Consider the following 17,249-nt stretch of genomic DNA (forward strand, 5'->3'; position numbering starts at 1 on the left):
GGCCTGCGGCGGTAGGATCGAATGATCACACAGTCCGCCGGTGCGGGCGGATTCCGTGCACGCGACCAGGAGGTGAAGATGCCCATTCTTCCCGGCATCACGGGCCCACGGGACCTGAACCGTCTCAGCTCGGCGGAGCTGTCCGAATTGGCGGAGGAGATCCGGCAGTTCCTGGTCGAGAACGTGTCGCGCACCGGAGGACATCTCGGCCCGAACCTGGGGGTCGTCGAGCTCACCATCGCGTTGCACCGCGTGTTCCGCTCACCCGACGACCCGATCATCTTCGACACCGGCCATCAGTCGTACGTCCACAAGCTGCTCACCGGTCGCCAGGACTTCTCGCAGCTGAGGGTGCGCGGCGGTCTGGCCGGTTACCCGCAGCGCGGTGAGAGCCCGCACGATGTCGTGGAGTCCTCGCACGCGTCGAGCTCGTTGAGCTGGGCGGACGGCGTCTCACGGGCGCTGACGGCGACCGGCCGCGCCGACCGGCACGTCGTCGCCGTCGTCGGTGACGGCGCGCTGACCGGTGGGATGACCTGGGAGGCGTTGAACAACATCACCGATGACAACGACCGCAATCTTGTGATCGTCGTCAACGACAACGGGCGCTCGTACGCGCCGACGATCGGCGGGATGTCGCGCTACCTGAACCGGGTCCGCACCGCGGCCGCCTACAAGGACCTGCACCGCAAGTCGGATCGGCTCTTCCGCTCGTTCGGCGCCTTCGGGCGAGCCGTCTTCCGCGGCGTCCGCGGCGGGACGCACGGTTTCCTCTCGCGCTTCACGAACAACGCTGCGCTGTACTCGAACCTCGACATCAAGTATCTGGGCCCGGTCGACGGGCACGATCTGGATGCCCTGATCGAGACGCTCGAGCTGGCGAAGTCCTATGGCGCTCCCGTGATCGTGCACGCCATCACCGAGAAGGGCCGCGGGTATCAGCCGGCTCGTGATGACGAGGCCGACCAGTTCCACGCCGTGAACCGCATCGACCCCACGACCGGCGAGTCGCTGTCGAGCAGCGGCACCGGGTGGACCGACGTGTTCTCGGAAGCTCTCGTCGCCGCGGGTGAGCGCGACCCGAAGGTGATCGCCATGACGGCGGCGATGCTGCGTCCGACGGGGCTGGCTCCGTTCGCCGAGCGCTTCCCCGAGCGCGTCTACGACGTGGGGATCGCCGAACAGCACGCCGTCACCGCTGCGGCAGGGCTGGCATACGGCGGCCTGCACCCCGTCGTCGCGCTCTACGCGACGTTCATCAATCGTGCGTTCGACCAGGTTCTGATGGACGTCGGGCTGCACAAGGCCGGAGTCACGTTCGTGCTGGATCGTGCGGGCGTCACCGGTCCTGACGGCCCCAGCCACCACGGCATGTGGGATCTGGCGATGCTGCAGATCGTGCCGCACATCCGTATCGCGGCTCCGCGAGACGGTGCTCGGTTGCGCGAGGCGCTGGATGAAGCGGTGCTGGTGGATGACGCGCCGACCGTGATCCGGTTCCCGAAGGGCGATGTCTCAGCCGACCTTCCCGCGGTGGAGCGGCTGGGCGACGGGGTCGACGTGCTGTCGCGCGGCGAATCCGAGGACGTGCTCCTGGTCGGCATCGGGCCTTTCGCCGCGCTGGCCGTGGATGTCGCCGAGCGATTGCGCGCCCAGGGGATCGGGGCGACGGTGATCGACCCTCGGTGGGCGATCCCGGTCCAACCGTCGGTGGTCGAGCTGGCGCGTCGGCACCGGCTTGTGATCACGCTCGAGGACGGCATCCGCGTCGGTGGAATCGGTACTCGAGTACGTCAGGTGCTGCGCGAGGCCGGGATCGACACGGCTGTGGATGAGCTCGGCCTTCCGGATGAGTTCATCGATCATGCGTCCCGCGACCAGATCCTTGCGGACGCGGGTCTGACCGCGTCCAAGATCGCCCAGGATGTGGTGTCCCAGGTTCTCGGCACGCGGATCCCCATGGCACGCAATGCAGGGGAGACCGGCGCGATCGACCTGCCGTTGCACGAGAAGCGCTGAGAGCAGGTGCCCCGGCGGGACGCCGCGGTCATGGGCGGCTGCCCTCAGTTCAGCGCGTGCAGTGCGGCGACCGCGGCCTCGGCATCCCTGTCTCCTGCGCGCAGCGCCTGCGACATGAGATAGCCATCGGTCAGAGCGTCGCCGGTGATCATGACCCGCACCACCTCGACGCCGCAGTCGCGCAGCGCGGTCGAAGCGCACGCGGCGAGCACCTGCTGACCGAGCTCCGCGTTCTCGGGCAGCACGTCGCCGGGGATCCCGCGGACGACGTCGCGCATGGCGGAGCCCACGATGTTCGCCGTGCGCTCGGTCACATTGACGACGTCGAGTTCGAACACCCGCAGCTCGCGTCCGGTGGCGACCGGACGCCATTCGAACGAAGCGTGCACGAGATGCTGATGTCCGGCCGCGCCGGTGAGCTGTCTGGCGGGCAGATCGGTGGCGCGACAGCGGACATCGATGAGCTTGTACCAGTAGAACATCGGGAACGCCCCATGGGTGCCGGGAGAGAGCACGACGACCTCTCCGGCGGCACCGGGCATGCCCTTGGGCTTGCGGACGATGGGCTTGCCGTTGCGGGTGCGGATCGCGGCGAAGCCCTCGTCGATGGTCACCAGGAAGAGCTTCAGCAGCGCCGGAACCACCAGCAGCACGGTGAGGACGGCAGTGCCCGTCTTCAGAAGGCTGTTCATGCCGGGAACGCTGAAGAACGAGAGGAACGTGTCCATGGCTCCACTTTCACGGATCCGCGGACGTTCGGACGCCGAACAGACCCTGCAGAGCGAGATGTTCACCGAGCCTTCGCCCGCCGTTCGCGGATCCGCCGCACTGAGGGCGAGAACGCCGAAGGCGGGACGATCACGAGGACCATCCCGCCTTCGGACGTCGAGCGATCAGCGGTGCGCGATGCCGCGGATCGGCGGCGTGTGGAACGTGCCGCCGAACACCCGCTCGGACGAGCCTTCGCGATCCAGGTAGGGCGAAGCGCCGCCGTCGATGAACGGCCAGCCTGCACCGAGGATGAGGCACAGATCGATGTCCTCGACCTCGGGGACGATCTTCTCATCGAGCATGATGCGGATCTCCTGCGCGAGCCCGTCCTGCACGCGTTCGAGGATCGTCGCGGCGGACGCGGGCGTCGATCCGACCGCGCCCTTGAGCGTCTTCTCCGCCACCTTCGTCCAGCCGGTCACGCGACCGCCCTTGTCCTTCTCGACGACCTGATCGAGCTCTGCCAGCGCGTGGAAGTTATCGTTGGCGTAGAAGCGATCGGGGAAGGCGTGCACCATCGTGTCCTGCACGTGAGCGGCGACCTTCCAGCCGACCAGGTCGATCAGCTGGAACGGGCCCATCGGCAGGCCGAGCGGTGCGAAGGCCTTCTCGACCTCGTGCACCGGAGTGCCCTCGTACACGGCGCGCGCAGCCTCGCCCATGACCTTGGCCAGAAGACGGTTCACGACGAACCCTGGCGCGTCCGCGGTGAGGACCGCGTTCTTGCCGAGGCTCTTGGCGACGACGAAAGCGGTCGACAGGGTCTGCTCGTTCGTCACGGGTGTCTTCACGACCTCGATCAGCGGCATGACCGCCACCGGGTTGAAGAAGTGGAACCCCACCAGGCGCTCGGGGTGCGCGAGCTTCGCGCCGATCTCCTCGACCGACAGCGAAGACGTGTTCGTCGCGAGGATCGCGTCCTCCGCCACGATGCCCTCGATCTCGGCGAACACCTGCTGCTTGACGCCGACCTCCTCGAAGACGGCCTCGATCACGAAGTCCGCGTCCGCGTACTCGGTCTTGTCGACCGTGCCGTGGATGAGGCCCCGCAGCTTGTTCGCCGTGTCGGCATCCAGGCGGCCCTTGGCCTCGAGCTTGCCGATCTCCTCGTGGATGTACGCCACGCCCTTGTCGACCCTGGCCTGGTCGATGTCGGTGATGAGCACCGGCACCTGCAGCTTGCGGACGAACAGCAGCGCGAACTGGCTCGCCATGAGGCCGGCGCCGATGATGCCGACCTTCGTGACCTTCTTCGCGAGCGCCTTGTCGGGGGCGCCGACGGGGCGCTTCGCGCGCTTCTGCACCAGGTCGAACGCGTACATGGACGCCGCGAACTGGTCGCCCGTCACGAGCTCGGCCAGTGCCTCGTCCTCACGGGCGAAGCCTTCGGCCTTCGTGCCGCTGCGGGCTTTGTCGAGCAGCTCGAGCGCGGCATACGGGGAACGCGGGACGGTGCCGATCTTGGATTCCAGCATGCCGCGTGCCATCTTGACGGCGATCGGCCACTTGGTGAGACGCTCGATCTTTCCGGGCTCGTTCCTGCGCTCCACCCTGGTCGCGCCGGTGAGGACGGCATCCGCCCAGGCCAGCGAGTTCTCCAGGTAGTTGGCGGCGGGGAAGATCGCATCGAAGATCCCGTAGTCGAACGCCTGCTGGGGCTTGAGCATCCGGTTCTGCTTGAGCGGGTTCGAGATGACCACCTCGAGCGCGTTCTCGATTCCGATCAGATTCGGCAGCAGGTAGGCGCCGCCCCATCCGGGGATGATCCCGAGGAACACCTCGGGAAGCGCGACGGCCGCGGCCGACGCGTCGACCGTGCGATACGTGCTGTTCAGCGCGATCTCCAGTCCACCGCCGAGGGCGAGGCCGTTCACGAACGCGAAGGACGGTACGCCGAGCTCGCTCAGTGAACCGAGGACCTTGTGGCCGAGCTGGGCGATGAGGCGCGCGTTGTCCTTCGACCCGACCATGCTGATGTCTGACAGGTCGGCGCCGGCGGCCAGGATGTACTGCTTGCCGGTGATGCCGACCGCGTGGATCTCGCCGGATGCCGCGCGGGTTTTGAGACCCGCGAGCGTCTCGCCGAGCTCGGTCAGGGTGGCGGGACCCAGCGTGTTCGGCCGGGTGTGGTCGCGTCCGTTGTCGAGCGTGATGAGGGCGAGCACCTTGCCGGAGCTGAGGCGGATGTCGCGCACGGGGGAGTGCGTGACGACCTCGTCATCCGTGAGCGCAAGGATCGGGGCGAAGTCGATCTCGTCGTAGTTCGTCATGGATGCGCTCACTTCCGCTTCTTGCCGTCGTAGAACGGGTTCTCCCAGATGACCGAGCCGCCCTGGCCGAGGCCGACGCACATGGCGGTCAGGCCGTAGCGGACGTCCGGTCGTTCGGCGAACTGCGCCGCGAGCTGGATCATGAGGCGGACTCCGGATGCCGCGAGCGGGTGCCCGAGTGCGATCGCACCGCCCCACTGGTTGACCCGAGGATCGTCGTCGGCGATACCGAAGTGATCGAGCAGTGAGATCACCTGGATCGCGAACGCCTCGTTCAGCTCGAACAGCCCGATGTCCGAGATGGTGAGCCCGGCCTTTCTCAGCGCCTTCTCGGTGGAAGGGATCGGACCGATGCCCATGATCTCGGGCTGGACGCCGGCGAAGGCGAACGAGACGAGCTTCATCTTCGGGCGCAGCCCGAGCTCCTTGACCGCTGCCCCGCCGGCGAGCAGCGACATCGTGGCGCCGTCGGTCAGCGGAGAGGACGTGCCGGCCGTCACGCGTCCGTGCGGACGGAACGGCGTCTTCAACGAGGCGAGATCCGCCATCGTGGTCTGGGGCCGACGGCCTTCGTCCTCGGACGCGAGACCCCAGGCGCCCTCGCCGTCCTTGATCGCGACGGGCACGAGGTCGGGCTGGATCTTGCCCGCGTCGTATGCGGCCTGCACCTTCTGCTGGCTCAGCATTCCGAACCTGTCGGAGCGCTCCTTGGTCAGGTGCGGGAAGCGGTCGAAGATGCGCTCGGCGGTGACGCCCATGTTGAGCGCACCGGGGTCGACCATCTTCTCGGCGACGAAACGCGGGTTGGGATCGGCGTTGCCGCCGATCGGGTGGTGACCCATGTGCTCGACACCGCCGGCGAGGGCGAGGTCGTACATGCCGATGCCGATGGACGCGGCCATGGTGGTCACGCTGGTCATGGCACCTGCGCACATGCGCTCCACCGCGAGGCCGGGGACCGTCTGCGGGAGACCGGCGAGGATCGCGACAGAGCGACCGAGGGTGAGACCCTGGTCTCCGGTCTGGGATGTGGCGGCGATCGCCACGTCATCGATGCGGTCGGCCGGGACGGAGCCGTTGCGCTCCATCAGTCCGATCGTCGCCTTGACGGCGAGGTCGTCTGCGCGGGTGTTCCAGTACATGCCTTTTTCGCCGGCGCGCCCGAACGGCGTGCGCATTCCATCGACGAAGAAGACGTCCGAGATCTCGGCCACTCTGCCTCCTGGGTTTGGGATGTCTTCAGACTAGGAGCGGCACCGAAGTGTGCGGAATCGGTTGGGTCGAATCTACGAACCCGGCTCCTCGGGCGCTTCGACCGGTTGCGCGGCTTCTACAAAGGCATCCGCGATCCTCTGTGCAGTCTCCTCAATCTGCCAGCGACGTGCGCCGAACTCCTCGAGGGCCGCGCCGATGGTTTCGGCGGTCGCGGGAACCGGCGGCTCCCAGGTGACACGACGCAGATGGTCGGGGGTCAGGAGGTTCTCCGTCGGCATGTTCAACTCGACAGCGCGCGCCTCTATCAGCGGACGGGCGGCCTTGAGTCGGACATCCGCCTCGGGGTTGCGATCGCTCCACGCACGCGGCGGGGGGAGCGCGTCGCTGGGCACCCGCTCCTTGGGCAGGTCGCTCGCGGCGCGGCCCTGTTCGATCGCGCTCCACCAACGATCCAACTGCGTGCGGCTGGCCCGGCCGGTGAAGTCAGACAGCGACGCCAGGGCATGCTTGCTGGATGGCGCGGCGAGCACAGCCGCCACGAGGGAGCGATCCGGGATGAGCCGACCGGGGGAGACGTCCTGCTGCTGCGCGTACTCCTCGCGCGCCTCCCAGAGGGCCCGTGCGACGGCCAGGTTGCGCGCACCGCGCACGCGGTGGAGACCGCTCAGGCGGCGCCACGGTTCGGACCGCGGTGGCTTCGGGAGCCGGGTGAGGGTGGCGGCGAACTCTTCGGCCGCGATGCCGACCTTGTCCTGCTCGACGACTTCCGCGGCGAGGACGTCGCGGACGTCGACCAGATGCAGCACGTCGAGTGCCGCGTAGTCGAGCCAGGCATCCGGAAGCGGCCTGGTCGACCAGTCCGCCGCGGAGTGCTCCTTCTTCAGTGTGATGCCGATGGTCTCCTCCACGACGGCGGCGAGCCCGACGTGGTCATGCCCCAGCAGCCTCGAACCCAGCTCGGTGTCGAAGAGCGATGCCGGCTCGAGATGCAGTTCGCGCAACGAGGGGAGGTCCTGGCTGGCGGCATGGAGGACCCATTCCTCGTCACCGATCGCCTCCTGCAGCGCCGCGAAGTCGCCGATCGCCGGCGGATCGAAGAGGAAGACGCCGGCGCCGCGCCGGAACACCTGCACCAGATACGCGCGTTGCGAGTACCGGAAGCCGGATGCACGCTCGACATCGACGGCAACCGGGCCGTGGCCGGCCGCGAGGAGCGCACACGCGCGTTCGAACTCATCCCGATCATCGATCACGGAATACTCAGTCACGGGCCGCCTTTCGAGCACCGAACACGGCGATGTCCTCTGAACCGGGCGGAAGCCCGGCGAGCATCCCCACCAGCTCTGCCCATGCTTCCACATGCGGACGCAAGGTGCCCTCCGGCGTCCACGACGCGCGAAGCTCGATCTGCGCACCATCTCCTTCTGCCGCGAGGCCTCCGAATCCCTTGGACAGCGTTTTCGTCGCGGTCCCGGACGCCGAGTGATAGACGGCATCGCGCGACTCGAGGGCGTCCACCAGCCAGGACCAGGTGACGTCCGCGAGGAGGGGGTCCGTACCGATCTCAGGCTCCAGCGGCGCCTGGGCGAACGCCACGATGCGCCACTGCCCCGACCAGGAATCGGGAGCCTGCGGATCGTGCAGCAGGACGAAGCGCGCCGTGCCGTAGATCGAGTCGCCGTGGTCGTCCGGACGGACGTCGGCCGCGAACGCGATCGCGAAGGGCGCCAGCCCCTGCGGAGACGGGATCTCACGCACGGTGATGTCCGAGCGGAATGGCGTCTCGCGCAGTTCGGCTGCGGCGTGCTCGAAGCGCGCTCCGGCCTCGGAATGTGCGTCCACGGTGACAGGCTAGAGTCAGGAGGCGATGAAGAGTATCAGGCACGCCGTCACGGCCCTCGTCCTCACACTGCTCGCTGCGGTCACAGCCGCGGGCCTTGTCGTGCTCGCGGTCGCACGGCGCGTCGTGACGCCCGAGAAACGCGGCATGGACACCGAGATCCTCGCGGTCGACACCGGTGCGCAGACGATCGAGCTCAGCCGAACGCTCGACACCGAGCTCCCCGGTCGTTACGGACTCTTCACGACAGGGACCCACGGGTACGTCAAACTCGGCGCCGTGCTGAGCGCGGACACCTCGCGCGTCCGGCGCAAGCTGCTGACGCAGATCGACCCCGGCGCGCGGATCGATCGGGCGGCGGCGTTCAGCGGCTGGTACTACAGCTCGCCTCGAGAACTGCACCTGCGCTGGGAGAACGTGCTGATCGGGTCGCCGAGCGGGCCGTGCCCCGCCTGGCTGTTCCCCGCGGCGCCAGGAGCCCCGGCATCCGACACCTGGGTCATCCAGATCCACGGACGTGGGGGCAATCGCGCCGAGTGCCTGCGGGCCGTGCCGGTGTTCCACTCGCTGGGGATGGCGAATCTCGTCGTCTCCTACCGAAACGATGGCGAGGCTCCGCGCACACGAGGTGGCGCGTACGCGCTCGGGGCGTCCGAGTGGCGCGACATCGACAGTGCGATCTCGTACGCGCTGCGCCACGGCGCACGTCGCGTGCTGCTGATGGGATGGTCGATGGGCGGCGCGATCGCGCTGCAGACCGCTGTGTCGTCCGGCCAGCGCTCCGCGATCGTCGGGCTCGTCCTGGAGTCGCCCGTCGTGGACTGGCGCTCGGTGCTCCGCTTCCAGGCGCGCGAGCAGGGTGTGCGCGACCCGCTGCCCGAGCTCGCGATGAGCATCCTCTCGTCCCCGGTCACCGCACGCTGGGGCGGTGCGGACGAGGCCATCCCGTTCGATCGCCTGGACATGCTCGCCAGGGCAGCGGAACTCGACGTGCCGATCCTCATCCTGCACAGCGACGACGACGGGTTCGTCCCCGCTGATGCTTCGCATTCCCTGGCCGCGTCCCGACCCGACATCGTGACGATGCCTCACTTCTCGGGAGCCCGCCACGCCAAGCTGTGGAACTACGACCAGACCGGCTGGACGCGCGCGATCACCGAGTGGGCAGCCGCGCAGGACTTCAGCGCTTCTGCCTGACCTGGTTCTTGGCGCGCAGCAGCATCCCCGTCATCCCGGCGATCCGCAGCGGAGAGACCGCGCGAGTCAGGCCGATCGACTGCGGGTAGTCGTCCGGGATCGCGAGCACCTCATCCGGGCTGAGTCCAGAGATCCCCTGCGCCAGGATGCTCGCGAATCCGCGGGTGGTCGGTGCTTCCGGCGGCGCGGTCGCGTGCATCGTGACGACGTTTTCCGCGACCTCCAGAAAGATGTAGACGGGGGACTGGCACTCGGCCACGCGCTCGGTCATCTCGGGATGCGCGGCGACCTCCGCGGATACGGGCGGAAGTTCGCCGGAGAACTCCAGCAGAAGCTGCAGCCGCTCCGACTCCTCGAGTGCGAGGAAGTCGTCGCGGATCTCCGCGAGAGTGTCGGGAACGCGCGTGATGCTCATCCGTGCCATTGTCCCACGGTCAGAGCGATCCGGGCTCCGTGCCTGTAGCGATCGGCACGCGGACGGCGCTGCCCCACTCGGTCCAGGAGCCGTCGTAGTTGCGCACGTTCTCGAAACCGAGCAGGTGCTTGAGGACGAACCAGGTGTGGCTGGAGCGCTCTCCGATCCGGCAGTAGGCGACGACCTCGTCGCCGTCCTGAAGCCCGGCGTCGCCCCGGTAGATCGCGTCGAGCTCGGCACGGCTCTTGAACCCGCCGTCCTCAGCCACTGCGCGACCCCAGGGCACGCTCTGAGCGGTCGGGATGTGACCGGCGCGCAGCGCGCCCTCTTCGGGGTACGCGGGGGCGCTCGTGCGCTCCCCGCTGTACTCCTCCGGGGAGCGGACGTCGATGAGCGGCTTGCCGATGTGCGCGAGAACATCATCCTTGTAGGCGCGCAGGATCGTGTCGTCCCGCTCGACGACGGGATACTCGGTCGCCGCCCGGGCAGACGGCTCGGTGGTCAGCTCCCGGCCCTCGGCGATCCAGCGATCACGGCCGCCGTCGAGCAGGCGCACGTCCTCGTGCCCGAACAGCGAGAAGACCCACAGGGCGTACGCAGCCCACCAGTTGTTCTTGTCGCCGTAGATGACGATCGTGTCGTCACGTGAGATGCCCTTGCGGCTCATCAGCCGCGCGAAGCCCTCGCCATCCAGATAGTCACGGACGACGGGGTCGTTCAGCTCTGTGTGCCAGTCGACCTTGACCGCTCCGGGGATGTGACCCGTCTCGTAGAGGAGCACATCCTCATCGGACTCCACCACGACGAGCCCGTCGGTACCCGATCGTTCGGCGAGCCATGCCGTCGTGACGAGTCGACCGGGTTCCGCGTACTCGGCGAACTTCTCTGACGTCGTGTCGAAGTCGATGGTCACTGGGCGCTCCTCGGTGGTGTGCGAGCGAAGGCTCTGGTGGTGGACGGCGTAGTGTTGTGCCGTCCCCTTCGACGATAGATCCATTCGGTGCGCCCGGCGCCCGATCCGTAAGACTGCGACACAGGACCCCATGACCGAATCGACGCCCCGCGCCGGCACCGTGCGCCTCACCGACCGGCAGCCCGTCGTCACGGGACCGGAGATGCTCGCCGGACTCGTCCCGCCGCCGCAGTTCGACGACGCGACCTTCGAGAGCTACCGCGCCGACTCGGCCTACCCGTCGCAGGAGTCCGCAAAGGAGCTGCTGCAGCGATTCGCCGGGCGCGGCACCGCGGCCAAGCGCGGCGGTCTCTTCCGCCGCGCGCCCAAGGAGCCCGAGCTGAAGCCCGGCGTCTACCTGGACGGCGGTTTCGGCGTCGGCAAGACGCACCTGCTCGCTTCGATATACCACGCGATGCCGGCGCGCCGGAAGTACTTCGGCTCGTTCATCGAATACACGGCGCTGGTCGGCGCACTCGGCTACAAGAACACCGTCGACCTCCTCCGAGGCGCTGATCTGATCTGCATCGATGAGTTCGAACTGGACGATCCCGGCGACACGATGGTGATGACCCGCCTGCTCGGCGAGCTCGTCACGTCGGGGACGCGGCTCGCCGCGACGTCGAACACGCCGCCGAATGCGCTCGGCGAAGGACGTTTCGCCGCACAGGACTTCCTCCGCGAGATCCATCAGATGTCGGACAGCTTCCAGACCATCCGCATCGATGGCGTCGACTTCCGCCAGCGCGCCATCGACGGGCACGCGGTCGTACTGGATGAGGCGGCGTACGCCGCGCGTGTGGATGCCGCGGCGGCGGCGGGTACGGCATCCGATGACGAGTTCGATGACCTCATCCGGCACCTCGCCAGGGTGCACCCGTCGCGGTACATCCGACTGATCGACGGGATCGATCTCGTCGGACTTCGCGGTGTGCGCGAGCTCACGGATCAGTCCGAGGCCCTGCGCTTCGTGGCGTTCGTCGATCGCGTCTACGACGCGCAGGTGCCGATCGCCGCGACGGGCCGAGCGCTGGATGCGGCGTTCTCCGAGGAGATGCTGGCCGGTGGGTATCGCAAGAAGTACCTGCGCGCCACCTCTCGACTGAACGCGCTGACGCATTCTGCGTGAGCACGAAGCTCGTCGTAACGTGATGTTCACAGTCCAGGGCCGGGTGTAACCGGCGAGAAACAAACCACGCGCCTTTCCGAAATCGAGCCTCGCCACACTGAAGCTCTCAATTACTTCGGATGTGAGGTTTTCCTATGGATGCTCCCGGCAACATCTCGTGGGCGATCACCGCGACAGCGCTGGTTCTGCTGATGACGCCAGGCGTCGCGTTCTTCTATGGCGGGCTCGTGAAGGCCAAGAGCGTCGTCAGCATGATGATGATGAGCTTCGGCTCGATCGGCCTCGTCGCCGTGCTGTGGATTCTCTTCGGTTTCTCGATGAGCGCCGTCGAGTCCCCGACCGCGTTCGCCGGCAACCCGTTGGCCGACTTCGGTCTCGCCTCCCTCGCGGCGGGTGAGGGCTCCAACGTGGCGCTGCTCGGCGTCGCGTATGGCGCGACGTTCGCGATCATCACGATCGCGCTGATCTCGGGCGCGATCGCCGACCGCGCGAAGTTCGGCAGCTGGCTGATCTTCGCCGGCGTGTTCGCGACGGTCGGTTACTTCCCGATCGCGGCGTGGGTCTGGGGCGGCGGCTGGGTGATGAATCTCGGCGCATGGCTGTTCGGGGAGGACAGCGGTATCGCCGTCATCGACTACGCGGGCGGCACGGCCGTGCACATCAACGCGGGTGCCGCTGCGCTGGCGCTGGCACTCGTGCTGGGCAAGCGCATCGGATTCCAGAAGGGCATCCTCAAGCCGCACAATGTGCCGCTGACCCTGCTCGGCGCCGCACTGCTGTGGTTCGGGTGGTTCGGGTTCAACGCGGGTGCGGAGTGGCTGTCAGAGGACATGGGCGGTGTGGGGCTGATCGGCATCAACACGCTCGGCGCCACCGCTGCAGCGATCCTCGGCTGGATCCTCATCGAGCGCTTCAAGGAGGGCAAGGCGACCTCCGTCGGCGCCGCATCAGGCGCTGTCGCCGGACTCGTCGCCATCACGCCGGCGTGTGCGAATCTCACTCCCGGTTGGGCGCTGCTGCTGGGCGCCCTGTCCGGCATCCTGTGCGCCCTCGCCGTCGAGTTGAAGTTCCGCCTCGGTTTCGACGACTCGCTCGACGTCGTCGGCATCCACCTCGTCGGCGGCCTGCTCGGTACGGTCTACCTCGGCTTCTTCGCGACCGACCAGGGCCTGTTCGTGGGCGGCGATGCTCGCCTGCTCGCCGTCCAGGTGATCGCGGCGCTCGGTGTTCTCATCTACTCCTTCGTCGTGGCCCTGATCATCGGGTTCGCGATCGAGAAGACGATCGGCTTCCGCATCACGAACGAGGATGAGATCGCCGGGGTCGACTCGGTCGTGCACGGCGAGGAGGGCTACGCGCTCGTCGACGCATGAAGCGCCGATAGGGTGACGGGGTGAGTTCGAGCAGGAGCCTCTTCGCCCAGATCGCCGGAATGCTGGTCACCGCGCTGACCGGTCGTACGTCCCGGACTTCCGAGAGGGAGCCGGGACGTACGTCTGTTGCGGAGTCCTCTCCGGGGCAGGGGCGGGGGAGCGAGACCATCCGCATCGATCCGCTCCGCCTCGACCGGCTGCGGGTCGAATACGCACCGGCTCGGGACGGATCGCCGGATGCCGGCGAGATCATCTGGACATGGGTGCCGTACGAGGAGAACGACGGACGAGGCAAGGATCGCCCCGTGCTCGTCATCGGGCGCCAGTCGGACACGCGGGTGTACGCCGTGCGGATGACGAGCAAACCGCACGACGGACACCGGGACTACCTGTCGATCGGCGCGGGGGAGTGGGATCGCGCAGGGCGCGAGTCCTGGGTCGACATCGAGGAGCTGTACAGCGTGCATGAGGCGGGGATGCGTCGCGAAGCGGCGATCCTCCAGCGTGCCCGCTATGATCGCGTCGCGCAGGCGCTCGTGCACCGGTACGGGTGGCGCGCGAGCTGACCCGCAGGGTCAGCGCTGGGCTGCCGCCCGGCGCTCTGCAAGGTGGGGGAACGCCTGCAGGACCATGTCGACCAGCTCGTACTGAGGACGCGTCAGCGGATCGGTGGCCGGGATGCCGAGGTCGAGTTCGATCTCGTCGATCGCAGAGTCGATTCCCGCGTCGGTCAGGTTCTCGTGGTTCACGGTCACGCCGATCACTCGTGTGTCCGCGAATGCCTCGATCAGTGCGACCTCCGAGGCGACGGTGGGCATGGCGACCATCGGGAAGTCGCCGAGCATCCGTCGACCGGGAGCGTGCTGGACGATGACGCCGGCTGGACGACTGCCGCGGAGGATGTGCGCGGAGGTCAGGTACGCAGGATGGCTGAGCGCGCCCTGGCCCTCGACGATGATCACGTCAGGGTCCTCGCCTTCGAACGCGAGGACGACCTGATTCTCGACCTCGCCGGAGCAGAACTGCGGAACGAGCGCGTCCAGGGCGACACCGTAGCGTCCGCCCTGGATGATCGTGGTCTGGCCGGTGCCGACCATGACCGCGCGGATGCCGTGCTCGTTGAGCGCCTGCACGAGCAGGGTCGACGTGGTCCGCTTGCCGATGGCGCCGTCGGTGCCGAGGATCGCGATGCGCGGACACGTGACGTCGAAGATGCGGCCGTCGAACAGGTGCAGGTCCTTCTTGTCACGCGGACGACGCACGTCGGTGATCGTGACCCCGGCGACCAGACTCGCGGCTGCGAACTCGGCATCGTCATTGAGGAATTCGTGCAGGCCGTTGATGATGTGCATCCCGCGGGCGATGCCGTCCAGGAGAACGACGCGCTGGGCAGGGGAGAGCAGCCCGTCCGCAGGTGCGAGTCCGCAGATCAGATAGTCGGGGACGCGGCCGGCGTGGGCGATGGCCTGAGCGAGCGTGCCGAGCACCGGGATCCCGTTGTGGACGCCGTCGAGGACCGTGCCGGCGTCCGTGCCGGCGTAACGGCTGTCGATGACGCTCAGGATGTCGTACTTCTCCGAATGGCGGACGAGTCCGTTGGCGGTCTTGCCGTCCTGCTCGCCGAACTGCCCTTCGCAGTACACGACGGCGGTCGTGCCCACGGGAAGCGAGAGGGGCTCGGCCCAGCCGTGCGACGACGGGTCGATCGAAGAGGAAAGGGGCGGGGTGGACATGGGTCTCCTCGTGCTCACACAGAGGAGGCGACGGAGAACGAAATGACCGAGTGGGCCCGTTGGTCGACAAGAAGTCTTCCCTGATGCCGGCGAGATGCCGACGCTCCGACAGTAGCACCGCCGCCTGGGAGGACCCCGGGGCGGGAGAGCGCGCCGGCCGGATACCGGGCCGCCCCTGAAAGGGCAACCCCCTGGGAAAGCCCGGTCGCGGCCCGTAGCGTCACCCGGGAGGGAAGGGGATGCCGATGGGCGGCGATGAACCGGCGGAGTCTTCGCGGATCGGACGGCGTGCGCGCAATGTCCGCCTGCTGCAGTGCACGGTCGACGAGGTGTTCGCCGTGCTGGCCGATGGCTGGGTCTACCCGTCGTGGGTCGTCGGGGCATCGCGCATGCGGGATGTCGAGGCAGACTGGCCGGGCGAACAGGCGCGTCTTCATCACTCCTTCGGCGCGTGGCCGTTCCTGATCGACGACACGACGGTCTGCCTCGAGTGGGATCCGCCTCGGCGTGCGGTGCTGCGAGCGCGCGGGTGGCCGATCGGCGAGGCCGAGGTGCTCATCGAGGCCCGGCCCCGGGGCGGGGGATGCGTCGTACGCATTCAGGAGCGCCCTGTGCGCGGCCCCGCCACGCTCCTGCCGTCGACGGTGTCCAGCGCGCTCCTGCGATGGCGCAATGCGGAGACCCTGCACCGGCTCGCCTATCTGGCCGAGGGCGGGGCAGGCGGCCGGCGACGCAACGATCACGACGAACGGGAAGGCACCGAGATGAGCGACGACATGACGCACGAGGAGAAGAGACGCGATCAGCTGACGAGCGCGCCGAATGCGACCGAGGCGGACGCCGAGCCGCGCGTCGTCGTCTCGGAAGCGGACGGCGTCACGCGCGTGGACATCGCGCCGGACGCAGATGTGCGTCCGGGACCAGGACCCGGGATGCCGGAGGCCGACGCCCCGGATCATCGCGATGACTGACGGCGCCGCCGGAGAACCGACGCCAGAACACGACGCGGGCGACGAGCGCGACGAGCGCGGCACCACCGGCCTCCGGCGGGCGATCACCGGTCCGATGCTGTTCGCCTTCATCCTCGGCGATGTGCTCGGCGCCGGTGTCTACGCGCTCATGGGGGTCCTGTCGCAGGACGTGGGTGGGATGCTCTGGGCGCCGCTGGCCGTGGCGCTGCTGCTCGCGCTGCTCACCGCGGGATCGTATGCCGAACTCGTCACGAAGTATCCGCGGGCCGGCGGCGCAGCGGTCTTCGCGGAGCGCGCCTTCCACAACAGGACCGTGTCGTTCCTCGTCGGATTCAGCATGCTCGCCGCCGGGGTGACGAGTGCCGCGGGTCTCGCGCTCGCGTTCGCCGGCGACTACCTGCGGACCTTCGTCGATCTGCCGACCGTCCTGGTGGCGATCCTGTTCCTGGCGGCGATCGCCGCTCTCAACATGCGTGGGATCAAGGAGTCGCTCGGTGCGAACATCGTCATGACGGTCATCGAGGTGAGTGGTCTGGTGATCGTCGTCGTGGTCGTGGCGATGTTCGTCGGCGGTGGCGGTGGCGACGTCACTCGCGTGATGGAGGTCCCTGAGGGAACCGCCACAGGGCTCGCCGTCCTTTCCGGCGCGATCGTCGCGTACTACTCGTTCGTGGGCTTCGAGACCTCGGCGAACGTCATCGAGGAGGTCAAAGCGCCTACACGCACGTACCCGCGAGCACTGTTCGGCGCGCTTCTCACCGCCGGGGTCGTGTACGTGCTCGTCGGTCTCGCGAGCGCGGCCGCCCTGCCGCCGGAAGAGCTCCAGGAGTCCAGCGGACCGCTCCTCGCCGTCGTCGAGGCGACCGGGGTCAGCATCCCTTCGTGGCTCTTCAGCCTCATCGCCTTGGTCGCGGTCGCGAACGGTGCGTTGCTCACGATGATCATGGCGAGTCGACTCGCCTACGGGATGGCGGAGCAGCGACTTCTTCCGGGCGTGCTCGCTCGTGTGCTCCCGACACGACGCACGCCCTGGGTCGCGATCATCGCGACGACGGCGGTCGCCATGCTCCTCACGCTGATCGGCGACCTGGCGACTCTGGCGGAGACGGTGGTGCTGCTCCTGCTGTTCGTCTTCCTGAGCGCGAATGTGTCGGTGCTGGTGCTCCGGCGGGACCGTGTCGAACATGACCACTTCCGCGTCTGGACCTTCGTCCCGGTGCTCGGCATCGGCTCGTGCGTCCTGCTGCTCACCCAGCAGCGCCCGATCGTGTGGGCGCTCGGCGCAGGCCTGCTCGCCGTCGGCGCGATCCTGTTCCTGGGCGCTCGGTGGGGCGCGTCACACCGCGCCCGCACCCGGTCCTGAC

The 17,249-nt window shown here is 68.1% G+C and carries 15 protein-coding genes; 7 read left to right on the forward strand and 8 right to left on the reverse strand.

Features of this window, described 5'->3' with window-relative positions; all coding sequences use genetic code 11:
• The first annotated feature begins 78 nt into the window (after positions 1-78).
• Entirely contained in the window at positions 79-2,019 is a 1,941-nt protein-coding gene (gene dxs / locus ACFCYE_RS08075; RefSeq protein ID WP_376178153.1) for a 1-deoxy-D-xylulose-5-phosphate synthase, read from the forward strand.
• Positions 2,020-2,063: 44 nt separating this feature from the next.
• Here dxs and ACFCYE_RS08080 read toward each other — a convergent pair whose 3' ends face one another.
• The 5 genes from ACFCYE_RS08080 to ACFCYE_RS08100 all read right to left on the reverse strand — a co-directional run bounded on the left by ACFCYE_RS08080 (position 2,064) and on the right by ACFCYE_RS08100 (position 8,117).
• The gene (locus ACFCYE_RS08080) at positions 2,064-2,747 is read right to left on the reverse strand and encodes an SPFH domain-containing protein (RefSeq protein ID WP_376177786.1); all 684 of its coding nucleotides are present in this window, start codon (positions 2,745-2,747) and stop codon (positions 2,064-2,066) included.
• 165 nt (positions 2,748-2,912) lie between these two features.
• Positions 2,913-5,060, reverse strand: coding sequence for a 3-hydroxyacyl-CoA dehydrogenase NAD-binding domain-containing protein (locus tag ACFCYE_RS08085; RefSeq protein ID WP_376178155.1), 2,148 nt, complete (start codon positions 5,058-5,060; stop codon positions 2,913-2,915).
• Between the two features lie 8 nt (positions 5,061-5,068).
• On the reverse strand, positions 5,069-6,274 hold the full coding sequence (locus tag ACFCYE_RS08090) for a thiolase family protein (protein WP_376177788.1): 1,206 nt from the start codon (positions 6,272-6,274) through the stop codon (positions 5,069-5,071).
• Between the two features lie 72 nt (positions 6,275-6,346).
• On the reverse strand, positions 6,347-7,543 hold the full coding sequence (locus ACFCYE_RS08095) for a ribonuclease D (RefSeq protein ID WP_376177790.1): 1,197 nt from the start codon (positions 7,541-7,543) through the stop codon (positions 6,347-6,349).
• Positions 7,536-8,117 (reverse strand): DUF3000 domain-containing protein, encoded by a 582-nt coding sequence (locus tag ACFCYE_RS08100; RefSeq protein WP_376177791.1) that lies wholly within the window; start codon positions 8,115-8,117, stop codon positions 7,536-7,538. Before ACFCYE_RS08100 ends, ACFCYE_RS08095 begins: the two co-directional genes overlap by 8 nt.
• 25 nt (positions 8,118-8,142) lie before the next feature.
• Between ACFCYE_RS08100 and ACFCYE_RS08105 the strand changes: the two genes are divergently transcribed.
• Complete coding sequence (locus ACFCYE_RS08105) at positions 8,143-9,312, forward strand: alpha/beta hydrolase family protein (protein WP_376177792.1); 1,170 nt, start codon at positions 8,143-8,145, stop codon at positions 9,310-9,312.
• Here ACFCYE_RS08105 and ACFCYE_RS08110 read toward each other — a convergent pair.
• A complete protein-coding gene (locus ACFCYE_RS08110; protein WP_376177794.1) occupies positions 9,296-9,727 on the reverse strand; it encodes a SufE family protein in 432 nt (143 codons plus the stop codon). The genes ACFCYE_RS08105 and ACFCYE_RS08110 overlap by 17 nt on opposite strands.
• 19 nt (positions 9,728-9,746) lie before the next feature.
• The gene (locus ACFCYE_RS08115; protein ID WP_376177795.1) at positions 9,747-10,640 is read right to left on the reverse strand and encodes a sulfurtransferase; all 894 of its coding nucleotides are present in this window, start codon (positions 10,638-10,640) and stop codon (positions 9,747-9,749) included.
• Positions 10,641-10,770: 130 nt separating this feature from the next.
• On the opposite strand from ACFCYE_RS08115, the gene zapE reads away from it, so the two are divergent.
• The 3 genes from zapE to ACFCYE_RS08130 all read left to right on the forward strand — a co-directional run bounded on the left by zapE (position 10,771) and on the right by ACFCYE_RS08130 (position 13,747).
• Positions 10,771-11,808 (forward strand): cell division protein ZapE, encoded by a 1,038-nt coding sequence (zapE, locus tag ACFCYE_RS08120; RefSeq protein WP_376177797.1) that lies wholly within the window; start codon positions 10,771-10,773, stop codon positions 11,806-11,808.
• A 134-nt stretch (positions 11,809-11,942) separates the two neighbouring features.
• Entirely contained in the window at positions 11,943-13,181 is a 1,239-nt protein-coding gene (locus tag ACFCYE_RS08125) for an ammonium transporter (RefSeq protein ID WP_376177798.1), read from the forward strand.
• Positions 13,182-13,240: 59 nt separating this feature from the next.
• Positions 13,241-13,747, forward strand: coding sequence for a type II toxin-antitoxin system PemK/MazF family toxin (locus ACFCYE_RS08130; RefSeq protein WP_376178156.1), 507 nt, complete (start codon positions 13,241-13,243; stop codon positions 13,745-13,747).
• Between the two features lie 9 nt (positions 13,748-13,756).
• On the opposite strand, the gene ACFCYE_RS08135 is transcribed toward ACFCYE_RS08130, so the two are convergent.
• Positions 13,757-14,914 (reverse strand): DUF1611 domain-containing protein, encoded by a 1,158-nt coding sequence (locus ACFCYE_RS08135; protein WP_376177800.1) that lies wholly within the window; start codon positions 14,912-14,914, stop codon positions 13,757-13,759.
• Between the two features lie 245 nt (positions 14,915-15,159).
• Between ACFCYE_RS08135 and ACFCYE_RS08140 the strand changes: the two genes are divergently transcribed.
• Together ACFCYE_RS08140 and ACFCYE_RS08145 are read left to right on the forward strand one after the other, a co-directional pair.
• Positions 15,160-15,885: an SRPBCC family protein gene (locus ACFCYE_RS08140; RefSeq protein WP_376177801.1), complete on the forward strand. Its 726-nt coding sequence runs from the start codon at positions 15,160-15,162 to the stop codon at positions 15,883-15,885.
• A 94-nt stretch (positions 15,886-15,979) separates the two neighbouring features.
• On the forward strand, positions 15,980-17,248 hold the full coding sequence (locus ACFCYE_RS08145) for an APC family permease (RefSeq protein ID WP_376178157.1): 1,269 nt from the start codon (positions 15,980-15,982) through the stop codon (positions 17,246-17,248).
• The last annotated feature ends 1 nt before the right edge of the window (position 17,249 follow it).

Source organism: Microbacterium sp. NPDC056234 (assembly GCF_042267585.1).
Classification (GTDB): Bacteria; Actinomycetota; Actinomycetes; order Actinomycetales; family Microbacteriaceae; genus Microbacterium.

What these genes read in the sequence shown, in the direction of transcription:
- zapE (WP_376177797.1), top strand. Translation starts at nt 10,771, where the DNA reads ATGACCGAATCGACGCCCCGCGCCGGCACCGTGCGCCTCACCGACCGG.
- ACFCYE_RS08145 (WP_376178157.1), top strand. Translation starts at nt 15,980, where the DNA reads ATGCTGTTCGCCTTCATCCTCGGCGATGTGCTCGGCGCCGGTGTCTAC.
- ACFCYE_RS08085 (WP_376178155.1), bottom strand. Translation starts at nt 5,060, where the DNA reads ATGACGAACTACGACGAGATCGACTTCGCCCCGATCCTTGCGCTCACG.
- ACFCYE_RS08130 (WP_376178156.1), top strand. Translation starts at nt 13,241, where the DNA reads ATGCTGGTCACCGCGCTGACCGGTCGTACGTCCCGGACTTCCGAGAGG.
- ACFCYE_RS08125 (WP_376177798.1), top strand. Translation starts at nt 11,943, where the DNA reads ATGGATGCTCCCGGCAACATCTCGTGGGCGATCACCGCGACAGCGCTG.
- ACFCYE_RS08105 (WP_376177792.1), top strand. Translation starts at nt 8,143, where the DNA reads ATGAAGAGTATCAGGCACGCCGTCACGGCCCTCGTCCTCACACTGCTC.
- ACFCYE_RS08110 (WP_376177794.1), bottom strand. Translation starts at nt 9,727, where the DNA reads ATGAGCATCACGCGCGTTCCCGACACTCTCGCGGAGATCCGCGACGAC.
- ACFCYE_RS08080 (WP_376177786.1), bottom strand. Translation starts at nt 2,747, where the DNA reads ATGGACACGTTCCTCTCGTTCTTCAGCGTTCCCGGCATGAACAGCCTT.
- ACFCYE_RS08135 (WP_376177800.1), bottom strand. Translation starts at nt 14,914, where the DNA reads ATGTCCACCCCGCCCCTTTCCTCTTCGATCGACCCGTCGTCGCACGGC.
- dxs (WP_376178153.1), top strand. Translation starts at nt 79, where the DNA reads ATGCCCATTCTTCCCGGCATCACGGGCCCACGGGACCTGAACCGTCTC.
- ACFCYE_RS08140 (WP_376177801.1), top strand. Translation starts at nt 15,160, where the DNA reads ATGGGCGGCGATGAACCGGCGGAGTCTTCGCGGATCGGACGGCGTGCG.